This window comes from Clostridium algidicarnis DSM 15099 (assembly GCF_002934235.1).
In the GTDB taxonomy this organism is placed as follows: Bacteria; Bacillota; Clostridia; order Clostridiales; family Clostridiaceae; genus Clostridium_L; species Clostridium_L algidicarnis.
The window spans coordinates 46,774-64,357 of sequence record NZ_PTIS01000006.1; the positions used below are offsets into that span (position 1 = coordinate 46,774).

General features: G+C 34.2%; 33 protein-coding genes. All 33 read left to right on the forward strand.

The features are described 5' to 3' along the window. The first annotated feature begins 28 nt into the window (after positions 1 to 28). The 33 genes from tuf (at position 29) to rplQ (ending at position 17,432) form a co-directional block, all read left to right on the forward strand. Positions 29 to 1,222 carry an elongation factor Tu gene (gene tuf, locus BD821_RS05825; RefSeq protein ID WP_104409705.1) on the forward strand — a complete coding sequence of 398 codons (1,194 nt, stop codon included), beginning with the start codon at positions 29 to 31 and terminating at the stop codon, positions 1,220 to 1,222. Between the two features lie 492 nt (positions 1,223 to 1,714). Then, positions 1,715 to 2,023: a 30S ribosomal protein S10 gene (gene rpsJ, locus BD821_RS05830; protein WP_029451415.1), complete on the forward strand. Its 309-nt coding sequence runs from the start codon at positions 1,715 to 1,717 to the stop codon at positions 2,021 to 2,023. Between the two features lie 97 nt (positions 2,024 to 2,120). Continuing rightward, positions 2,121 to 2,750, forward strand: coding sequence for a 50S ribosomal protein L3 (gene rplC / locus BD821_RS05835; RefSeq protein ID WP_029451414.1), 630 nt, complete (start codon positions 2,121 to 2,123; stop codon positions 2,748 to 2,750). A gap of 26 nt (positions 2,751 to 2,776) precedes the next feature. Beyond that, positions 2,777 to 3,397, forward strand: a complete 621-nt coding sequence (rplD, locus tag BD821_RS05840) for a 50S ribosomal protein L4 (protein ID WP_029451413.1) — start codon at positions 2,777 to 2,779, stop codon at positions 3,395 to 3,397. Continuing rightward, the gene (gene rplW, locus BD821_RS05845) at positions 3,397 to 3,693 is read left to right on the forward strand and encodes a 50S ribosomal protein L23 (RefSeq protein WP_029451412.1); all 297 of its coding nucleotides are present in this window, start codon (positions 3,397 to 3,399) and stop codon (positions 3,691 to 3,693) included. The genes rplD and rplW overlap by 1 nt, the downstream gene beginning before the upstream one ends. Positions 3,694 to 3,748: 55 nt before the next feature. After that, positions 3,749 to 4,582: a 50S ribosomal protein L2 gene (gene rplB / locus BD821_RS05850; protein ID WP_104409706.1), complete on the forward strand. Its 834-nt coding sequence runs from the start codon at positions 3,749 to 3,751 to the stop codon at positions 4,580 to 4,582. Between the two features lie 62 nt (positions 4,583 to 4,644). Beyond that, positions 4,645 to 4,926 carry a 30S ribosomal protein S19 gene (gene rpsS / locus BD821_RS05855; RefSeq protein WP_029451409.1) on the forward strand — a complete coding sequence of 94 codons (282 nt, stop codon included), beginning with the start codon at positions 4,645 to 4,647 and terminating at the stop codon, positions 4,924 to 4,926. A 24-nt stretch (positions 4,927 to 4,950) separates the two neighbouring features. After that, positions 4,951 to 5,286, forward strand: a complete 336-nt coding sequence (gene rplV, locus BD821_RS05860) for a 50S ribosomal protein L22 (protein ID WP_029451408.1) — start codon at positions 4,951 to 4,953, stop codon at positions 5,284 to 5,286. Positions 5,287 to 5,303: 17 nt separating this feature from the next. Next, positions 5,304 to 5,960, forward strand: a complete 657-nt coding sequence (gene rpsC / locus BD821_RS05865; protein ID WP_029451407.1) for a 30S ribosomal protein S3 — start codon at positions 5,304 to 5,306, stop codon at positions 5,958 to 5,960. A gap of 17 nt (positions 5,961 to 5,977) precedes the next feature. Further along, positions 5,978 to 6,421, forward strand: coding sequence for a 50S ribosomal protein L16 (gene rplP, locus BD821_RS05870; protein WP_104409707.1), 444 nt, complete (start codon positions 5,978 to 5,980; stop codon positions 6,419 to 6,421). Continuing rightward, positions 6,411 to 6,623 (forward strand): 50S ribosomal protein L29, encoded by a 213-nt coding sequence (gene rpmC, locus BD821_RS05875; RefSeq protein ID WP_029451405.1) that lies wholly within the window; start codon positions 6,411 to 6,413, stop codon positions 6,621 to 6,623. Before rplP ends, rpmC begins: the two co-directional genes overlap by 11 nt. A gap of 21 nt (positions 6,624 to 6,644) precedes the next feature. After that, positions 6,645 to 6,899, forward strand: a complete 255-nt coding sequence (gene rpsQ, locus BD821_RS05880) for a 30S ribosomal protein S17 (protein WP_029451404.1) — start codon at positions 6,645 to 6,647, stop codon at positions 6,897 to 6,899. 27 nt (positions 6,900 to 6,926) lie between these two features. Then, positions 6,927 to 7,295: a 50S ribosomal protein L14 gene (gene rplN / locus BD821_RS05885; RefSeq protein WP_029451402.1), complete on the forward strand. Its 369-nt coding sequence runs from the start codon at positions 6,927 to 6,929 to the stop codon at positions 7,293 to 7,295. 20 nt (positions 7,296 to 7,315) lie between these two features. Next, the gene (rplX, locus tag BD821_RS05890) at positions 7,316 to 7,630 is read left to right on the forward strand and encodes a 50S ribosomal protein L24 (RefSeq protein ID WP_104409708.1); all 315 of its coding nucleotides are present in this window, start codon (positions 7,316 to 7,318) and stop codon (positions 7,628 to 7,630) included. Between the two features lie 22 nt (positions 7,631 to 7,652). After that, positions 7,653 to 8,195 carry a 50S ribosomal protein L5 gene (rplE, locus tag BD821_RS05895; RefSeq protein ID WP_029451400.1) on the forward strand — a complete coding sequence of 181 codons (543 nt, stop codon included), beginning with the start codon at positions 7,653 to 7,655 and terminating at the stop codon, positions 8,193 to 8,195. Positions 8,196 to 8,211: 16 nt separating this feature from the next. Then, positions 8,212 to 8,397, forward strand: coding sequence for a type Z 30S ribosomal protein S14 (locus BD821_RS05900; protein ID WP_029451399.1), 186 nt, complete (start codon positions 8,212 to 8,214; stop codon positions 8,395 to 8,397). Between the two features lie 30 nt (positions 8,398 to 8,427). Then, complete coding sequence (rpsH, locus tag BD821_RS05905) at positions 8,428 to 8,829, forward strand: 30S ribosomal protein S8 (RefSeq protein ID WP_084170487.1); 402 nt, start codon at positions 8,428 to 8,430, stop codon at positions 8,827 to 8,829. 69 nt (positions 8,830 to 8,898) lie between these two features. Then, a complete protein-coding gene (rplF, locus tag BD821_RS05910) occupies positions 8,899 to 9,441 on the forward strand; it encodes a 50S ribosomal protein L6 (protein WP_029451397.1) in 543 nt (180 codons plus the stop codon). 19 nt (positions 9,442 to 9,460) lie between these two features. After that, complete coding sequence (rplR, locus tag BD821_RS05915) at positions 9,461 to 9,823, forward strand: 50S ribosomal protein L18 (RefSeq protein ID WP_029451396.1); 363 nt, start codon at positions 9,461 to 9,463, stop codon at positions 9,821 to 9,823. A gap of 17 nt (positions 9,824 to 9,840) precedes the next feature. Continuing rightward, positions 9,841 to 10,338: a 30S ribosomal protein S5 gene (gene rpsE / locus BD821_RS05920; protein WP_029451394.1), complete on the forward strand. Its 498-nt coding sequence runs from the start codon at positions 9,841 to 9,843 to the stop codon at positions 10,336 to 10,338. A gap of 11 nt (positions 10,339 to 10,349) precedes the next feature. Continuing rightward, the gene (rpmD, locus tag BD821_RS05925) at positions 10,350 to 10,529 is read left to right on the forward strand and encodes a 50S ribosomal protein L30 (protein ID WP_029451393.1); all 180 of its coding nucleotides are present in this window, start codon (positions 10,350 to 10,352) and stop codon (positions 10,527 to 10,529) included. 24 nt (positions 10,530 to 10,553) lie between these two features. Continuing rightward, complete coding sequence (gene rplO / locus BD821_RS05930) at positions 10,554 to 10,994, forward strand: 50S ribosomal protein L15 (RefSeq protein ID WP_029451392.1); 441 nt, start codon at positions 10,554 to 10,556, stop codon at positions 10,992 to 10,994. Between the two features lie 2 nt (positions 10,995 to 10,996). Beyond that, complete coding sequence (gene secY / locus BD821_RS05935) at positions 10,997 to 12,277, forward strand: preprotein translocase subunit SecY (protein ID WP_029451391.1); 1,281 nt, start codon at positions 10,997 to 10,999, stop codon at positions 12,275 to 12,277. A 20-nt stretch (positions 12,278 to 12,297) separates the two neighbouring features. Beyond that, a complete protein-coding gene (locus BD821_RS05940) occupies positions 12,298 to 12,960 on the forward strand; it encodes an adenylate kinase (protein WP_029451390.1) in 663 nt (220 codons plus the stop codon). Continuing rightward, positions 12,947 to 13,696 (forward strand): type I methionyl aminopeptidase, encoded by a 750-nt coding sequence (map, locus tag BD821_RS05945; RefSeq protein ID WP_104409709.1) that lies wholly within the window; start codon positions 12,947 to 12,949, stop codon positions 13,694 to 13,696. The genes BD821_RS05940 and map overlap by 14 nt, the downstream gene beginning before the upstream one ends. A 77-nt stretch (positions 13,697 to 13,773) precedes the next feature. Further along, a complete protein-coding gene (locus BD821_RS05950) occupies positions 13,774 to 14,064 on the forward strand; it encodes a KOW domain-containing RNA-binding protein (protein ID WP_226104648.1) in 291 nt (96 codons plus the stop codon). 7 nt (positions 14,065 to 14,071) lie between these two features. Next, the gene (infA, locus tag BD821_RS05955; RefSeq protein WP_029451387.1) at positions 14,072 to 14,290 is read left to right on the forward strand and encodes a translation initiation factor IF-1; all 219 of its coding nucleotides are present in this window, start codon (positions 14,072 to 14,074) and stop codon (positions 14,288 to 14,290) included. Positions 14,291 to 14,305: 15 nt separating this feature from the next. Continuing rightward, positions 14,306 to 14,419, forward strand: a complete 114-nt coding sequence (gene rpmJ / locus BD821_RS05960; protein ID WP_025434559.1) for a 50S ribosomal protein L36 — start codon at positions 14,306 to 14,308, stop codon at positions 14,417 to 14,419. 177 nt (positions 14,420 to 14,596) lie between these two features. Further along, a complete protein-coding gene (rpsM, locus tag BD821_RS05965) occupies positions 14,597 to 14,965 on the forward strand; it encodes a 30S ribosomal protein S13 (protein ID WP_029451386.1) in 369 nt (122 codons plus the stop codon). A gap of 15 nt (positions 14,966 to 14,980) precedes the next feature. Further along, positions 14,981 to 15,376: a 30S ribosomal protein S11 gene (rpsK, locus tag BD821_RS05970; RefSeq protein WP_029451385.1), complete on the forward strand. Its 396-nt coding sequence runs from the start codon at positions 14,981 to 14,983 to the stop codon at positions 15,374 to 15,376. A 24-nt stretch (positions 15,377 to 15,400) separates the two neighbouring features. Continuing rightward, positions 15,401 to 16,021 (forward strand): 30S ribosomal protein S4, encoded by a 621-nt coding sequence (rpsD, locus tag BD821_RS05975; protein WP_029451384.1) that lies wholly within the window; start codon positions 15,401 to 15,403, stop codon positions 16,019 to 16,021. Between the two features lie 109 nt (positions 16,022 to 16,130). Then, positions 16,131 to 17,078 carry a DNA-directed RNA polymerase subunit alpha gene (locus tag BD821_RS05980; protein WP_029451383.1) on the forward strand — a complete coding sequence of 316 codons (948 nt, stop codon included), beginning with the start codon at positions 16,131 to 16,133 and terminating at the stop codon, positions 17,076 to 17,078. A gap of 12 nt (positions 17,079 to 17,090) precedes the next feature. Continuing rightward, positions 17,091 to 17,432, forward strand: coding sequence for a 50S ribosomal protein L17 (gene rplQ / locus BD821_RS05985; protein WP_029451381.1), 342 nt, complete (start codon positions 17,091 to 17,093; stop codon positions 17,430 to 17,432). Positions 17,433 to 17,584: the final 152 nt, after the last annotated feature.

A 17,584-nucleotide genomic window follows, 5' to 3' on the forward strand; every position in this document is an offset into this window, starting at 1 on the left:
GTCTTTAATAGCAAGGAGGAATTTACAAATGTCAAAAGCAAAGTTTGAAAGAAGTAAACCGCACGTTAATATTGGAACAATAGGTCACGTGGACCACGGTAAGACAACATTAACAGCAGCTATAACATCAGTATTAGCTAATAGAGGATTTGCAGAAGCATTTAAGTATGACCAAATAGATAAGGCACCAGAGGAGAAGGAAAGAGGAATAACAATCAATACTTCTCACGTAGAATATGAAACAGAAAATAGACATTATGCACATGTGGACTGTCCAGGTCACGCTGACTATGTAAAGAATATGATTACAGGTGCAGCACAAATGGATGGAGCTATCTTAGTTGTATCAGCAGCAGATGGCCCAATGCCACAAACAAGAGAACATATATTATTAGCATCTAGAGTAGGTGTTGGTTATATAGTAGTATTCTTAAACAAGGCAGATATGGTAGATGATCCAGAATTATTAGAATTAGTTGAGATGGAAGTTAGAGAACTATTAAGTGAGTATGATTTCCCAGGAGACGATACACCAATAGTAGCAGGATCAGCATTAAAAGCATTAGAAAACCCAACAGATGAAGTAGCAATTAAGCCTATATTAGACTTAATGGATGCAATAGATAGCTATATTCCAACACCAGAAAGAGCAACTGACAAACCGTTCTTAATGCCAGTAGAAGATGTATTTACAATAACAGGTAGAGGAACAGTTGCAACAGGAAGAGTTGAAACTGGAGTTTTAAAAGTTGGAGAAGAAGTAGAATTAGTAGGATTATCTGAAGACAAGAGAAAGGTAGTAGTAACAGGAGTAGAAATGTTTAGAAAGTTACTAGACCAAGCAATGGCAGGGGATAATGTAGGAGTTCTATTAAGAGGAATACAAAGAGCAGAAATAGAAAGAGGTCAAGTACTTGCAAAACCAGGTAGTGTAAACCCACACAACAAGTTTGTAGGTCAAGTATATGTACTTAAAAAAGAAGAAGGCGGAAGACATACACCATTCTTTGATGGATACAGACCACAATTTTATTTCAGAACAACAGATGTAACAGGATCAATCAAATTACCAGATGGAATGGAAATGGTAATGCCTGGAGACCATATAGATATGAATGTTGAACTAATTAATCCAGTAGCTATGGATGAAGGTTTAAGATTTGCTATAAGAGAAGGCGGAAGAACAGTTGGATCAGGAGTTGTTACTACAATAACAAAATAATTATAAAATTAGAAAATCAATCGATTGGTTTTAAGTGGATAAGGTGACGATCTTATCCACTTTTTATTTTATTAAAGATACGTGTATTATTAAAACTAATAATAAAATAAATGAGCTATTTTAATCTTTACTGTTGCAATACTTTGAAATTAAATATATAATACTTTAAGTGCATTAAAAAGTATACTTTAAGTAGCGGATTAAACATCAAAGTATATGTCAATACTACAAAATAAATGAATAAAAATGCTTGTAACTTCAAACTAGATATAGTATAATAAAGTAGTTGTAAAGCTATAACAGCGATGAGACAAGAGGTTGCTGGACTTCCGGGGAATTCTTGTTGAGTATGTTAGGGTCTAAGAACCCAGCGACGGAATTGCTTGAACTGTTAGGTGAAAAGTGTGAAATTAAGAAACACCCGGAGCAGTTTACAGAAGGTCCGCTGTTGTGCGTTAGAAGTAATACGTACATGAAAAGGAGGGAAATAAAATGGCAAAACAAAAAATCAGAATAAGATTGAAGGCTTTTGATCACAAGATATTAGATCAATCAGCAGAGAAGATTGTAGAAACTGCAAAGTCTACAGGAGCTCAAGTAGCAGGCCCAGTGCCACTACCTACAGAAAAAGATATTATAACAGTACTAAGAGCAGTTCATAAGTATAAAGATGCTAGAGAACAGTTCGAAATTAGAACTCACAAAAGATTGATAGACATATTGAATCCATCACCAAAGACTGTAGACGCCTTAATGAGGTTAGATTTACCAGCAGGTGTGGATATAGAAATTAAACTATAACGTACATATGGTGTACGCGTAATAGATAACTATTACGAACTATTATGATTGCTACTTAAATCGGTGATCCGCTAATATGTTTAGGAGGTGTAAGGTAATGAAAAAAGCAATAATGGGTAAAAAAATTGGCATGACACAAATATTTGATGCTAATGGTAAAATAGTTCCAGTAACTGTTGTTGAAGCAACTCCAAATGTAGTACTTCAAAAGAAGACTACAGAAAAAGATGGATATGATGCTATACAAGTAGGTTTTGGAGAAATAAGAGAAAAGTTAGTGAACAAACCAAGAAAAGGACAATTTACTAAAGCGGGTGCTCCATTTAAAAGATTTGTAAGAGAATTTAGATTAGAGGACTGCAGTGGATATGAAATGGGCCAAGAAATCAAAGTTGATACCTTCGAAGAAGGAGACAAAGTTGATATAAGTGGTATTTCTAAAGGTAAGGGGTTCCAAGGAACAATTAAGAGATGGAACGCACATAGAGGACCTATGTCCCATGGTTCTAAGTTCCATAGAGCAGTAGGGTCTATGGGAGCATCATCAGATCCATCAAGAACATTTAAAAACAAAAGATTGCCAGGACATATGGGGAATGTTAATACAACAGTATTAAATCTTCAAGTTGTTAAAATAATGCCAGAGAAAAATGTAATATTGATTAAAGGTGGAATACCAGGACCAAACAAGGGAATGGTTGTAATAAGAAATTCCGTTAAGGCTTAATTCTTTGGAAGAAAGGAGGAAGTAGAATGCCTAAAGTAGGATTATTTAATGTAGAAGGTAAAAAGGTTGGAGATTTCCAATTATCAGATAGCGTATTTGGAGTAGAAGTTAATGAATATGCAATGCACCAAGTAGTTGTTGCGTTACTTGCAAATAAAAGACAAGGAACACAATCAGCTAAGACAAGAGCAGAAGTTTCAGGAGGCGGAATAAAGCCTTGGAGACAAAAAGGAACAGGTAGAGCTAGACAGGGTTCAATAAGAGCACCTCAATGGATACATGGAGGAATCGTATTTGCACCAAAGCCAAGAGATTACAGAGTTTCAGTTCCTAAGACAATGAGAAAAGTTGCTATGAAATCTGCTTTAACAAGCAAGGTTCAAGACAATGAAATGATAGTGTTAGAGAGCTTAAGCCTAGATGCTCCAAAAACAAAAGAAATAGTTAAAATGCTTAATGCGTTTGAGGCTAAGAAAGCATTAATAATTACTTCAGAGTCAAATGAAGTAATATATAAATCTTCAAGAAATATTGAGGGAGTAAGCGTAATCCCAGTAAACAACATTAATGTGTATGATTTATTGAAATACGAAAAAGTTATTATAACTAAGGACGCTTTGTCTAAGATTGAGGAGGTGTACGCATAATGAAGTTAACAAGTCATGATATAATAAGAAAACCTGTTATAACAGAAAAAAGCATGACATCTATGGCAGAAAAAAAATACACCTTCATCGTTCATGTATCAGCTAACAAATCTCAAATAAAGAGAGCTGTTGAAGAAGTTTTTGGCGTTAAAGTTGAAGATGTAAAGACCATTAGAACTATGGGAAAAACAAAAAGAGTAGGCGTACATGTAGGAAAGAGAGCAGACTACAAAAAGGCTATTGTTAAATTAACAGAAGATAGCAAAACAATAGAATTCTTTGACGGAATGCAATAAGAAAAAGCAGGTATTGGCAAAAAGCCAGAAAAGCGTAAGCAAGGAGGGAATTTAGATGGCAGTTAAGAGTTTTAGACCGACTACCCCATCAAGGAGACAAATGACTATGTCAACATTTGAAGAGATAACAACAGATAAACCTGAAAAGTCTCTTTTAGTTGCAAAAAGTAAAAAAGCGGGTAGAAATGCTCATGGTAAGATAACTGTTAGACACCAAGGCGGTGGAGCTAAACAAAAGTATAGAATAATAGATTTCAAAAGAAACAAAGATGGTATACCAGCAAAGGTATCAAGCATTGAGTATGATCCAAATAGATCAGCGTACATAGCACTTATAGTATATGCTGATGGAGAAAAGACATACATAATCGCTCCAGTTGGAATAAAAGTTGGAGATGTTATAGTATCTGGATCAGAATCTGATATTAAACCAGGGAACACCCTTCCAATGAAAAACATACCAGTAGGTACTGTTATTCATAACATAGAACTTCATGCTGGAAGAGGAGCTCAATTAGTTAGATCAGCAGGATCATCTGCTCAACTAATGGCTAAAGAAGGTAACTATGCTACACTAAGACTTCCAAGTGGTGAAGTTAGATATGTAAGAGTTGAGTGTAAGGCTACTATAGGTACAGTTTCAAATGTTGCACATAAAGATGTTAACATAGGTAAGGCAGGAAGAAAAAGACATATGGGATGGAGACCTACAGTAAGAGGATCCGTTATGAACCCATGTGACCATCCACACGGTGGAGGAGAAGGTAAAGCACCAATAGGTAGACCATCACCACTTACACCATGGGGTAAACCTGCACTTGGATATAAGACTAGAAAAACTAAGAAATATTCAGACAGATTAATAATAAGAGGAAGAAACAGTAAGTAGTCAAAGAGAATATGAAATATTCTCTTTGATATACTGTGTCCATTTGAAGGGAGGAATATCTAGTGAGTAGATCAACAAAAAAAGGACCTTTTGTCCACGAAAGTCTTTTAAAGAAGATAATCGAAATGAACAAATCTGGTGAAAAAAAGGTTGTAAAGACTTGGTCAAGAAGTTCAACTATTTTTCCACAAATGATAGGTCATACCATAGCAGTTCATGACGGTAGAAAGCATGTTCCAGTTTTCGTTAGTGAAGACATGGTAGGACATAAACTAGGTGAGTTCGCATTAACAAGAACTTACAGAGGTCACGTTAATAGTGAAAAATCATCAAAGGTAAGATAAGCCTTGAGAAAGGAGGAATTAGAAATGGAAGCTAAAGCTATAGCTAAATATGTGAGAATGTCTCCAATGAAAGTTGGGATTGTTTTAAACTTAATAAAAGGTAAAAATGTAAATGAAGCTTTTGCTATACTAAAATACACCCAAAAGGATGCTGCGGTAGTTATAGACAAAGTTCTAAAGTCAGCTGTAGCAAACGCTGAAAATAATCTTAATTTAGATGTTTCTAGATTGATAGTTTCAGAAGCGTATGCGGGACCTGGACCAACATTAAAAAGATTTCAACCACATGCTCAAGGAAGAGCATTTAGAATAAATAAAAGATCAAGTCATATAACAGTAATTGTTAAAGAAATAGCTTAAAAAAGGAGGGAAATATAGTGGGACAAAAAGTAAATCCTAATGGTTTTAGAGTTGGCGTAATTAAAGATTGGAATGCGAAATGGTTTGCTGATAAGAGAAATTTTGCTGATTACCTTATAGAAGATAATCAAATCAGAAATTACGTTAAAACAAAGTCCTATGCAGCAGGTATTTCAAAGATAGAAATTGAAAGAGCTGCTAAAAGAATTAAATTAAATATTTATACAGCAAAACCTGGAGTAATCATTGGAAAAGGTGGATCAGGAATTGACACACTTAAAAAAGGATTAGAACAGTTTATAACTGGTAAAAATATATTAATTAATATAGTTGAAGTTAGAAATACAGAAATAGATGCTCAGTTAATGTCTGAAAATATAGCAGCACAACTTGAGAAAAGAATTTCTTTTAGAAGAGCAATGAAACAAACAATTCAAAGATCAATGAGAGCTGGAGCTAAGGGTGTTAAGATAAATTGTGCAGGAAGACTTGCTGGTGCAGAAATAGCTAGAACAGAACATTATCATGATGGAACAATTCCACTACAAACATTAAGAGCAGACATTGATTATGGATTTGCAGAAGCAAATACAACATATGGTAAAATTGGAGTAAAAGTATGGGTTTATAAGGGAGAAGTTCTTCCAGTGAAAAAGGAAGAGGCTAACGCATAAGAAAGGAGGAATTCGAGATGTTAATGCCTAAAAGAGTAAAACATCGTAAAGTTCAGAAAGGTAGAATGCGTGGTAAAGCTACAAGAGGTAATTTTATAGCTTACGGAGATTACGCAATTCAAGCAACTGAATGCGGTTGGATTACTAGCAATCAAATAGAAGCAGCTAGAATAGCTATCACTAGATATATTAAAAGAGGTGGGAAGCTTTGGATAAAGATTTTCCCAGATAAGCCAATAACTGAAAAGCCTGCTGAAACTCGTATGGGATCCGGTAAAGGTTCACCAGAATATTGGGTAGCAGTTGTTAAGCCAGGTAGAGTTTTATTTGAATTATCAGGTGTTTCAGAAGAAGTAGCAAGAGAAGCAATGAGACTTGCTCAACATAAGCTTCCTATATCAACTAAGTTTGTTACAAGGAGCGATTTTGAGGAAATGGGTGGTGAAAGTAATGAAGGCTAGAGAGTTACAAGATTTAAGAACAAACTCACCCCAAGAACTAGAAGGTAAGCTAGATAACCTTAAAGGGGAGCTTTTTAATTTAAGGTTTCAATTAGCTACAGGCCAATTAGAAAATCCAATGAGAATTAAAGAAGTTAAAAAGTCTATAGCCCAAGTAAAGACCATCTTAAGAGAAGAAGAGTTAAGGTCTATTCAACAATAACCTTGAAAGGAGGTCAATTCAGTGGAAAGAGCAAATAGAAAGACAAGAGTCGGAAGAGTTGTTTCTGATAAAATGGATAAAACTATAGTTGTAGCTGTTGAGACTAAAGTACGTCACCCGTTATACGGAAAAACAGTTAACAAAACTACAAAGTTTAAAACTCATGATGAAAATAATGAAGCAAATTTAAATGATAGAGTACAGATAATGGAAACAAGACCTTTATCAAAAGATAAAAGATGGAGACTTGTTGAAATAGTTGAAAAGGCAAAGTAGTCTTTAAACTGAAAGGAGGATATTTGAATGATACAGCAACAAAGCAGGCTTAAGGTAGCAGATAATTCTGGTGCTAAAGAAATAATGTGTATTAGAGTTTTAGGTGGTTCCGGAAGAAAATACGGAAACATTGGAGATATAATAGTTGCTAGCGTTAAAAGTGCAACACCAGGTGGAGTTGTTAAAAAAGGTGAAGTAGTTAAAGCAGTAATTGTAAGGTCAGTTAAGGGCTTAAGAAGAGCTGATGGTTCTTATATTAGATTTGATGAAAATGCAGCTGTTGTAATTAAAGAAGATAAACAGCCAAAAGGAACACGTATCTTCGGACCAGTTGCTAGGGAGCTAAGAGAAAAAGATTTCACAAAAATATTATCATTAGCACCTGAAGTTCTATAAGATAGGGAGGTGGCAACACAATGAAGGTTCATGTAAGAAAAAGTGATACGGTAATGGTTATATCCGGAAAAGATAAAGGTAAAACGGGTGAAGTAATAGCTGTTACACCTAAAAAGAGTAAAGTCCTAGTTAGAGGAGTTAACATAGTATCTAAGCATAAGAAACCTAGCAAAGAAAATATGCAAGGTGGAATAGTTAGAGAAGAAATAGCAATACATAGCTCAAAGGTTATGTTATATTGTAAAAAATGCAAATCTGTAACAAGGATAAGCAATAAGCTATTAGAAGATGGAACAAAGGTAAGAGTTTGCAAGAAATGTGAAGAAACATTTTAGGATCTGAAAGGAGGTAAAATTGATGATTCCAAGACTAAAAGAAAAATATGATAACGAAGTAGTCCCAGCTTTGATGGAAAAGTTTGGATATAAGAATATTATGGAAGTTCCAAAGTTAGAGAAAATAGTTATTAACATGGGAGTCGGAGAGGCAAAAGATAATTCTAAAGTTTTAGATTCAGCTATGGCTGATATTCAATTAATAACTGGTCAAAAGCCTATACTAACTAAAGCAAAGAAATCTGTAGCTAACTTTAAATTAAGAGAGAACATGCCAATAGGTTGTAAAGTAACGTTAAGAAAAGGCCAAATGTTCGAATTTGCTGATAAACTAATAAGTATAGCTTTACCAAGAGTTAGAGACTTTAGAGGAATATCAGATAAATCTTTTGATGGTAGAGGAAACTATGCATTAGGAATAAAAGAACAATTAATATTCCCAGAAGTGGAATATGATAAAATTGATAAAGTAAGAGGAATGGATATAATATTTGTAACTAGTGCAAAGACAGACGAGGAAGCAAGAGAGTTATTAAGATTCCTTGGTATGCCATTTGCTCAGTAATTAAGGAGGGGAAAACGTGGCACGTAAAGCAATAATAGAAAAATGGAAAAAAACACCTAAGTATTCTACTAGAGCTTATACAAGATGTAGATTATGTGGAAGACCCCATGCGGTTTTAAGTAAGTATGGAATTTGCCGTATTTGCTTTAGAGAACTTGCACATAAGGGAGAAATACCTGGATGCAGAAAAGCAAGCTGGTAAAGGTTAATGTAACGAAAGGAGGCAATGAATATGGGAGTTATCACGGATCCAATTGCAGATTTGCTGACTCGTATAAGAAACGCAAATGCTGTTAGACATGAAATAGTCGAGGTTCCTTCTTCAACAGTTAAGAAGGCTATAACTAATATATTACTTCAAGAAGGTTATATAAAGGATATAGAGGAATACTCTGATGGAGTAGTTCCAATGATGAGAATCACTTTGAAATATGTTTCAAACAATCAAAAAGTAATAACTGGATTAAAGAGAATCTCTAAACCAGGACTAAGAGTATATTCTAGAAAAGAAGAAATCCCTAGAGTATTAAATGGCTTAGGAATAGCAATAATATCAACTTCCCAAGGAATAATGGTTGATAGAGAAGCTAGAAAAGCAGGACTTGGTGGAGAAGTACTCTGCTACGTTTGGTAGTATAAAGAGTTTATATAAATATTAATAAAATGCATGGATATGCGTAATCGGAGTGTAGGAGGTGCGAATATGTCAAGAATAGGTAAGATGCCCATCGCTATACCAAGCGGCGTAAATGTTACTATAACACCAGACAATGTTGTTACAGTAAAAGGCCCTAAAGGTGAACTTACAAGAGCTATGAGAAAAGAAATGACTATAGCTGTTGAAGATAACACAATAGTAGTTACTAGATCAGGCGATGAAAAACAACTTAGAGCGTTTCACGGATTGACAAGATCTTTAATAAATAACATGGTTATCGGAGTAACAGAAGGTTACCAAAAGACATTAGAATTAATTGGAGTTGGATACAAAGCACAACTTCAAGGAAAAAAATTAGTGTTAAACTTAGGTTTTTCACATCCAGTTGAAATAGAGCCAGTAGGCGGAGTAACTTTTGAAATCCTTGCAGCAAATAAAGTTGCAATAAAAGGAATAGATAAAGAAGCTGTTGGAGATGCAGCTGCTGATATAAGAGTTTGGAGAAAGCCAGAGCCATATAAAGGCAAAGGTATAAAATATGAGGGCGAAATCATAAGACGTAAAGAAGGTAAAACTGGTAAAAAGTAATAGAAAGGAGTGAACCTTTATGTTAAAGAAGGATGACAGACAAAAAAGCAGAGAAAGGCGCCATCTTAGAGTACGTAAAAAAATAGCTGGTACAGCTGAGAGACCAAGACTTTCTGTTTATAGAAGTGAAAGACATATATATGCTCAAATTATAGATGATGTTTCACAAAGCACACTTGTAGCTGCCTCTACTTTAGATAAAGACTTAGAGATAAGCTTAGGAAGCAATAAAGAAGCTGCTCAAAAAGTAGGAGAAATGATTGCTAAAAAAGCATTAGATAAAGGAATTAAGCAAGTTGTATTTGATAGAGGTGGATACATATATCACGGAAGAATTGAAGAACTTGCAAAAGCAGCAAGAGAAGCTGGCTTAGAATTCTAATTTAGGGAGGGAAATAAATGAGAATCGATCCTAGCACACTAGACCTTAAGGAAAAAGTTGTTTTTATAAACAGAGTAACTAAGGTTGTTAAGGGTGGTAGAAACTTCAGATTCAGCGCTCTTGTTGTTGTCGGAGACGAGAACGGACATGTAGGCGTTGGTATGGGAAAATCTGCTGAAATACCTGAAGCAATAAGAAAAGGCATCGAAGATGCAAAGAAAAATTTAATAGAAGTTCCTATGGTTGGAACTACAATTCCTCATGGAATTGATGGTATGTTTGGAACTGGTAGAGTACTTATAATGCCAGCAACAGAAGGTACTGGAGTTATAGCTGGTGGTGCAGCTAGAGCTGTACTTGAACTAGCAGGTTTAAAAGACGTAAGAGCAAAATCTTTAGGTTCTAAAAACCCAAGAAACATGGTTAATGCTACAATCAACGGATTAAGTCGTCTAAGAACAGCTGAGCAAATTGCGAAGCTTAGAGGCAAAAACGTTGAAGAGATTTTAGGTTAGGAGGGATTGCCTTGGCTAAACTAAAAGTAACTTTAGTTAAGAGTTTAATTGGTAGAAAAAAAGATCACATAGCAACTACAAATGCTCTTGGACTTAAAAAGATAGGAAAAACTATTGAGCATGAGGATACTCCTCAAATAATGGGTATGATAAATAAAGTTAGTTATCTTTTGAAAGTTGAAGAAGTTTAAGAGAGCAAGGAGGTGTAAAGATAGATGAGACTTCATGAATTAAAACCAGCAGAAGGAAGCAGAAAAGCTCCTAAAAGAGTAGGTAGAGGTACAGGATCAGGACTTGGAAGAAATGCCGGAAAAGGTGAAAACGGACAAAATTCAAGAAGTGGTGGTGGAGTTAGACCAGGATTCGAAGGAGGTCAAATGCCACTATACAGAAGACTACCTAAAAGAGGATTTACCAATATATTTGCTAAAGAATATGTTGAAGTAAATATTAACAGATTGAATATATTTGAAGATGGTACAGTTGTGACACCAGAATTATTGCTTGAAAGAAGAGTAGTAAGCAAGATTAAAGACGGAGTTAAGGTTTTAGGAAATGGAAATTTAGAAAAGAACTTAACAGTAAAAGCTACTAAGTTCTCTAAAACTGCAGCTGAAAAAATTGAAGCGGCTGGGGGAAAAGTTGAGGTGGTATAAAAATGCTATCAACCCTACGTAATGCTTGGAAGGTTCCAGAATTGCGCAAAAGACTGATATACACTTTGTTTTTAATTGCAATTTTCAGGATGGGAAATCATATTCCTGTTCCTGGAATTGATACAAGTCGTTTAGCAGATTTTGCAGGTCAATCTGGAAACCTAATTAACTTTTATGATTTAATATCTGGAGGTGCATTTAGTACATTTAGTATATTTGCATTAGGTGTTGTTCCTTATATTAATGCATCAATTATTATGCAATTATTAACTATTGCAATCCCTCAACTAGAACAACTATCAAAAGAGGGAGAAGATGGAAGAAGGAAGATACAAAATATTACTAGGTATGCAGCTATACCTATAGGAGTTCTACAAGCTTATGGATCTTTTTTATTAATACAAAGTCAAAATGCAATAAAAGATGCTTCCATGATGAATGTAGTCATGATAATATTAACTTTATTAGCAGCATCAACATTTTTGATGTGGCTTGGAGATATGATCACTGTTAAAGGACTTGGTAATGGAGTTTCACTTATTATATTTGTAAATATAATATCTAGATTCCCAAATACCATTTTTAAAATATCATCTCTTAAAAAAGGTCAGTATATCGGACCTGTAGAAATTGCTGTATTTGTAATAGTAGCATTAGCTTTATTATTATCAGTAATAGGTATGTCACTTGCAGAAAGAAGAATACCTGTTCAATATGCTGGAAAGTCAGTTGGTAATAAAGTGTTTAAAGGACAGTCTTCACATATTCCAATAAGCATAACTAGTTCAGCTGTAATAGCTATAATATTTGCTATGTCTGTTATGCAATTTCCTTTTACAATAGGACAATTTTGGCCCTTATCTTGGTTTAATAAAGTGATAGTAAATGGACGTTTCAGTCCATTTAAGAATAACTCTATAATGTATATAATCTTTTATGCTGTGTTAACAATATTCTTTACTTGGTTCTATACACAGGTTACAATGAAACCTGAAGAAATGGCAGAGAATATGAGTAAATCAGCTGGATTTATACCAGGTATAAGACCAGGAAATGCAACAGCGAGATACCTAGAAAGAATCCTAGATAGAATTTCCATTATAGGAGGTATCTTTGCAGCGGTAATTGCTTTATTCCCTATAATACTTGAAAATTACACTTCTTTTAAGGGAATTTCATTTGGTGGTACAATGTTGCTCATAATGGTAGGAGTATCCTTGGATACATTAAGACAAATGGAATCTCAATTAGTAATGCGTCATTATCAAGGATTTCTTAAATAAGGATGATGGAGATGATGCCAGTGAAAATAGTATTATTAGGTCCACCGGGTGCCGGCAAGGGCACACAAGCAAAATCAATAAGCAACAGATATTCTATACCACATATATCCACAGGAGATATATTTAGAAAAAATATTTCAGAAAATACCCCTTTAGGCATTGAAGCTAAAAAACATATTGATAAAGGTCATTTGGTTCCAGATGACTTAACTATAGATATAGTTAAAGATCGATTAAGAGAAGAAGATTGTGATAAAGGGTACTTATTAGATGGTTTTCCTAGAACAGTTACGCAGGCAGAAGCTCTAGAATGCTTTTTGAATTCTAGAGATGAAAAGCTTAATACAGCTCTTTTAATAGATGTCCCAAGAGACTTCATATTAGAAAGAATGACAGGCAGAAGGGTTTGCCCAGCTTGTGGTGCTAGTTATCATATAAAATTTAATCCACCAACCATTGATGGTAGATGTGATATTTGCGGTACTGATATAATTCAAAGAAAAGATGATGTTGAAAGTACTGTAAGTGAAAGGTTAGATGTCTATGATGAACAAACACAGCCTTTGATAAATTATTATAAGAGCGAAGGTTTACTATCTATTGTAGATGGTACTAAAGCTATTAATGTGGTTTTCGAGGAAATATGTAACATTCTAGGGAGCAATAAAAATGATAATTATTAAAACCCACGAAGAAATTGAATACATGAGGCAGGCAGGAAAAGTGGTGGGAGATACTCTTTTAAAATTAGAAGAGATAGTAAGACCAGGAATTACTACTGCAAAGATAGATGAATTTGCGGAAGAATTTATAACTAAGCAAGGTGCAAAACCTTCTTTTAAAGGATATGGTGGATTTCCAGCTTCCATATGTACCTCTATTAATGAAGAAGTAGTTCATGGTATACCAACCAACAGGGTTTTAAATGAAGGTGATATCATAAGTATTGACTGTGGAGCTATTTTAAATGGATACCAAGGAGATGCTGCTAGAACTATCCCTGTTGGAAAAGTTTCTAGTGAGATTATGAAACTTATAGAGGTTACAAAAGAAAGTTTTTTCAAAGGTGTAGAAAAAGCCGTAGTAGGTAATAGGCTTACAGATATATCTTACGCTGTTCAACAGCACATTGAAAACAATAAGTTTTCAGTAGTGAGAGATTATGTAGGTCATGGAATAGGAAGGGATATGCATGAAGACCCCCAAATTCCTAACTTCGGAAAACCTGGGAAAGGACCCAAATTAGTTAGTGGAATGGTTTTGGCTATTGAGCCTATGGTAAACATAGGTGGTTTCAAAGTAATTACGAAACCAAATGGATGGACTGTTGTTACTGTAGATGGAAGCTTGTCCGCACACTATGAAAATACAGTAGCTATATTAAATGAAGGTCCAGAGATACTTACGCTAACAAAATAAGGTTACAACTGCTTAGTTATAAATTCACATTGAATCTTATATCTCAATGTAGATTTATTGCTAAGGTAATCATAGAGGTGAATATTTTGCAAGACAATGACTTAATTGGTAAAATTGCATATTCTAAAGCTGGCAGGGATAAGGATAAAGGATATATAATTATTGAAAGAATAGATGATAATTATGTGTTAGTTGCTGACGGAAAGAAGAAAACTATAAGTAAACCTAAAAGAAAAAAGCTTAAGCATCTTAATTTAACTTGTGAGGTTGCAAATGAGATTAAAGATAGTTTGTTAAGTGATGAGCGAGATATAGATATTAAGATTAAAAGCTTTTTAATATTAAAAGCCATTGTTAAGGAGGTTTGATTACCTTATGTCAAAAGATGATATAATAGAAATGCAGGGTACAGTAATTGATGCTTTACCAAACGCTATGTTTCAGGTAGAATTAGAAAGTGGGCATGTAATACTTGCTCATATATCAGGAAAATTAAGAATGAATTTCATACGAATTTTGCCAGGTGATAAAGTAACATTAGAACTTTCACCTTACGATTTAACTCGTGGAAGAATTACCTGGAGAGCAAAGTAATAAGGAGGATTAGCTATGAAAGTAAGACCGTCAGTTAAGCCTATTTGTGAAAAATGTAAGATCATAAAAAGAAAAGGAAGAGTAATGGTAATCTGTGAAAATCCAAAGCATAAGCAAAAGCAAGGCTAATTTCATAAATAGTAATTAATAAAAAAACAATCTGCTATTAAGTTTTAGGTAAGGCTGACAATAGAGGGACCGACATACTCTATTGACCTAGGATTTTAAATATATAAATTAAAAATATAGAAGATAAATTATTTTCTATATAAAAGCAAGTTTAAATACCAGGAGGTGTAAATTTTAATGGCAAGAATATCAGGTATTGACCTACCAAAAGAGAAAAGAATAGAAATAGGTCTAACTTATATATATGGAATAGGAAATTCCAGCGCTAAAAAACTGTTAGAAGAAACTGGCATTAATGCTGATACTAGGGTAAAAGATCTTAGTGAGGAAGAAGTTAATGTTATAAGAGAATATATAAATAAAAACTTAAAGGTTGAGGGAGATCTTAGAAGAGAAGTTGCCCTTAACATAAAAAGATTAGTTGAAATTGGATGTTATAGAGGAATAAGGCATAGAAAAGGTCTTCCAGTAAGAGGACAAAAAACAAAAACTAATGCTAGAACAAGAAAAGGTCCAAAGAGAACTATAGCTAATAGAAAGAAATAGTAAGGAGGTAGAGTAATGGCAGCACAAAAGGTTAAGAAAACAAGAAGAAGAAAAGAAAGAAAAAATATTGAACATGGCGCAGCACATATAAAGTCAACGTTCAATAACTCAATAGTAACTTTAACTGATACAGCTGGAAATGCTTTATCATGGTCTAGTGCAGGTGCTTTAGGATTCAGAGGATCAAGAAAGAGTACACCATATGCAGCACAAATGGCAGCAGAAACAGCTGCAAAAGTTGCAATGGAGCATGGCTTAAAGAGTGTTGAAGTTTATGTTAAAGGACCAGGATCAGGAAGAGAAGCAGCCATAAGATCATTACAAGCAGCTGGAATTGAAGTTACATTAATTAAAGATGTTACTCCAATACCACACAATGGTTGTAGACCACCAAAAAGAAGAAGAGTTTAGTATAAGTAACAGGAGGTGTAATTAATGGCAAGATATACTGAAGCTACCTGCAGATTATGCAGAAGAGAAGGTATGAAACTATTTCTTAAGGGAGATAGATGCTATACAGATAAATGTGCGTTTGCAAGAAGAGCATATGCTCCAGGGCAACACGGACAAAGTAGAAAGAAAGTATCCAACTACGGATTACAATTAAGAGAAAAGCAAAAAGCTAAGAGAATCTACGGTGTGTTAGAAAAACAATTTAGAACATATTATGAAAAAGCAGATAAGCAAAGAGGAATAACAGGTGAAAATCTATTAAGACTACTAGAAATGAGATTAGACAATGTAGCTTTTAGATTTGGATACGGGGCTTCAAGAACAGAAGCTAGACAATTAGTTACTCACGGACATTTCCTAGTAAACGGAAGTAAGGTAGATATTCCATCTTACCAAGTTTCAGTAAATGATGTTGTATCTATCTGTGATAAGAGCAAGGCTACTGAGAAATTCAAAACATTTGCTGAAAATCCAAAAACTTTACCAAAGTGGTTAACATCAAATCCAGAAAATTTTGAAGGAACAGTTATTGCTGAACCAGCAAGAGATGATATAGACGCTCCTATAAATGAAACATTAATAGTTGAGTTATATAGTAAGTAATAGTCTAATAATCTAATAGTCTGCTAAATATAGAAAAATCAATTTAGTAGATATAGAATCAGTTGCCCTCATATAAGGTTGCCATTTAAAAAACAAGGAGGGTTTGCCAATGTTAGAAATCGAGAAGCCTAAAATTGAGTGTATAGAAATTAGCGAAGATGAAAGTTATGGTAAGTTTGTTGTAGAACCTCTAGAGAGAGGATACGGTATAACTCTTGGGAATGCTTTAAGAAGAATATTAATATCTTCACTACCTGGCGTTGCAGCTAGGTATGTAAAGATAGATGGTGTACTTCATGAATTCTCAACAGTTCCAGGTGTTAAAGAAGACGTAACAGAATTAATATTAAACATTAAATCTCTTGCTCTTAAAATGACAGGTGAGGGGCCTAAGACTATATATATAGATGCAAAGGGACCTTGCGAAGTAACCGCTGGAGATATAAAAACTGATAGCGATATAGAGGTTGTTAATAAAGATCTACATATAGCAACCCTGGATGATAATGCAAGATTATACATGGAGATTATAGTTGGAAGAGGAAGAGGTTATGTTTCACAAAACAAAAACAAAATCGAAGAACTTCCTATATCATCTATACCTATAGACTCCATATATACTCCAGTTAAAAGAGTTAACTTTACCGTAGATAACACAAGGGTTGGTCAAATCACAGATTATGATAAGCTAACCTTAGAGATCTGGACAAATGGAACCATAAAAACAGAAGAGGCTTTAAGCTTATCAGCTAAAATTCTAATAGAACACTTTAAGTTATTCATGACTCTTACTGATCATGCAAATGATGTAGAGATTATGATAGAAAAAGAAGAAGATAAGAAGGAAAAAGTTCTTGAAATGACTATTGAGGAGCTTGATTTATCAGTTAGAAGCTACAACTGCTTAAAGAGAGCTGGAATAAATACAGTTCAAGAACTTGCCCAAAGATCTATTGAAGATATGATGAAGGTAAGAAACCTTGGAAGAAAGTCCCTAGAAGAAGTAGAACGAAAACTTAAAGATTTAGGTTTGGGATTAAGATTAAACGACGAGTAAGGAGGTAAAGTTATGGCAGTGTACCGTAAATTAGGTCGTCCAACCGACCAAAGAAGAGCAATGTTAAGAAATCTTGTTACTAGTTTCTTAAAATATGGTAAGATAGAAACTACAGAAGCAAGAGCAAAAGAAACAAAGCGATTAGCTGAAAAAATGATCACTCTTGGAAAAAAGGGAGATCTTAATGCAAGAAGGCAAGCGCTTGCTTTCGTAACTGAAGAAGAAGTAGTAAGAAATTTATTTGATAATATAGCTCCTAAGTACAGTGAAAGAAATGGTGGATATACTAGAATTTATAAAGTAGGTCCACGTAGAGGAGATGCAGCAGAAGTAGTTATATTAGAATTAGTATAACAATTAAGGGGATTAAGTGGCATTAGCTTAGTCCCCATTTTAATATATCTATTTATTTTTATTGCTCAGTATGTTATTTTATTAGTATATTAATATTATTAATATGTAAGTAATGGAAAATAGATTTATAAAGTCTACTTTTCATTACTTAT

Excerpts from the sequence above, each read along its gene's own strand:
- tuf (WP_104409705.1), top strand. The coding sequence starts at position 29 with ATGTCAAAAGCAAAGTTTGAAAGAAGTAAACCGCACGTTAATATTGGA.
- rpsJ (WP_029451415.1), top strand. The coding sequence starts at position 1,715 with ATGGCAAAACAAAAAATCAGAATAAGATTGAAGGCTTTTGATCACAAG.
- rplC (WP_029451414.1), top strand. The coding sequence starts at position 2,121 with ATGAAAAAAGCAATAATGGGTAAAAAAATTGGCATGACACAAATATTT.
- rplD (WP_029451413.1), top strand. The coding sequence starts at position 2,777 with ATGCCTAAAGTAGGATTATTTAATGTAGAAGGTAAAAAGGTTGGAGAT.
- rplW (WP_029451412.1), top strand. The coding sequence starts at position 3,397 with ATGAAGTTAACAAGTCATGATATAATAAGAAAACCTGTTATAACAGAA.
- rplB (WP_104409706.1), top strand. The coding sequence starts at position 3,749 with ATGGCAGTTAAGAGTTTTAGACCGACTACCCCATCAAGGAGACAAATG.
- rplV (WP_029451408.1), top strand. The coding sequence starts at position 4,951 with ATGGAAGCTAAAGCTATAGCTAAATATGTGAGAATGTCTCCAATGAAA.
- rplP (WP_104409707.1), top strand. The coding sequence starts at position 5,978 with ATGTTAATGCCTAAAAGAGTAAAACATCGTAAAGTTCAGAAAGGTAGA.
- rpmC (WP_029451405.1), top strand. The coding sequence starts at position 6,411 with ATGAAGGCTAGAGAGTTACAAGATTTAAGAACAAACTCACCCCAAGAA.
- rplN (WP_029451402.1), top strand. The coding sequence starts at position 6,927 with ATGATACAGCAACAAAGCAGGCTTAAGGTAGCAGATAATTCTGGTGCT.
- rplX (WP_104409708.1), top strand. The coding sequence starts at position 7,316 with ATGAAGGTTCATGTAAGAAAAAGTGATACGGTAATGGTTATATCCGGA.
- rplE (WP_029451400.1), top strand. The coding sequence starts at position 7,653 with ATGATTCCAAGACTAAAAGAAAAATATGATAACGAAGTAGTCCCAGCT.
- rpsH (WP_084170487.1), top strand. The coding sequence starts at position 8,428 with ATGGGAGTTATCACGGATCCAATTGCAGATTTGCTGACTCGTATAAGA.
- rplF (WP_029451397.1), top strand. The coding sequence starts at position 8,899 with ATGTCAAGAATAGGTAAGATGCCCATCGCTATACCAAGCGGCGTAAAT.
- rplR (WP_029451396.1), top strand. The coding sequence starts at position 9,461 with ATGTTAAAGAAGGATGACAGACAAAAAAGCAGAGAAAGGCGCCATCTT.
- rpsE (WP_029451394.1), top strand. The coding sequence starts at position 9,841 with ATGAGAATCGATCCTAGCACACTAGACCTTAAGGAAAAAGTTGTTTTT.
- rplO (WP_029451392.1), top strand. The coding sequence starts at position 10,554 with ATGAGACTTCATGAATTAAAACCAGCAGAAGGAAGCAGAAAAGCTCCT.
- secY (WP_029451391.1), top strand. The coding sequence starts at position 10,997 with ATGCTATCAACCCTACGTAATGCTTGGAAGGTTCCAGAATTGCGCAAA.
- map (WP_104409709.1), top strand. The coding sequence starts at position 12,947 with ATGATAATTATTAAAACCCACGAAGAAATTGAATACATGAGGCAGGCA.
- infA (WP_029451387.1), top strand. The coding sequence starts at position 14,072 with ATGTCAAAAGATGATATAATAGAAATGCAGGGTACAGTAATTGATGCT.
- rpmJ (WP_025434559.1), top strand. The coding sequence starts at position 14,306 with ATGAAAGTAAGACCGTCAGTTAAGCCTATTTGTGAAAAATGTAAGATC.
- rpsM (WP_029451386.1), top strand. The coding sequence starts at position 14,597 with ATGGCAAGAATATCAGGTATTGACCTACCAAAAGAGAAAAGAATAGAA.
- rpsK (WP_029451385.1), top strand. The coding sequence starts at position 14,981 with ATGGCAGCACAAAAGGTTAAGAAAACAAGAAGAAGAAAAGAAAGAAAA.
- rpsD (WP_029451384.1), top strand. The coding sequence starts at position 15,401 with ATGGCAAGATATACTGAAGCTACCTGCAGATTATGCAGAAGAGAAGGT.
- BD821_RS05980 (WP_029451383.1), top strand. The coding sequence starts at position 16,131 with ATGTTAGAAATCGAGAAGCCTAAAATTGAGTGTATAGAAATTAGCGAA.
- rplQ (WP_029451381.1), top strand. The coding sequence starts at position 17,091 with ATGGCAGTGTACCGTAAATTAGGTCGTCCAACCGACCAAAGAAGAGCA.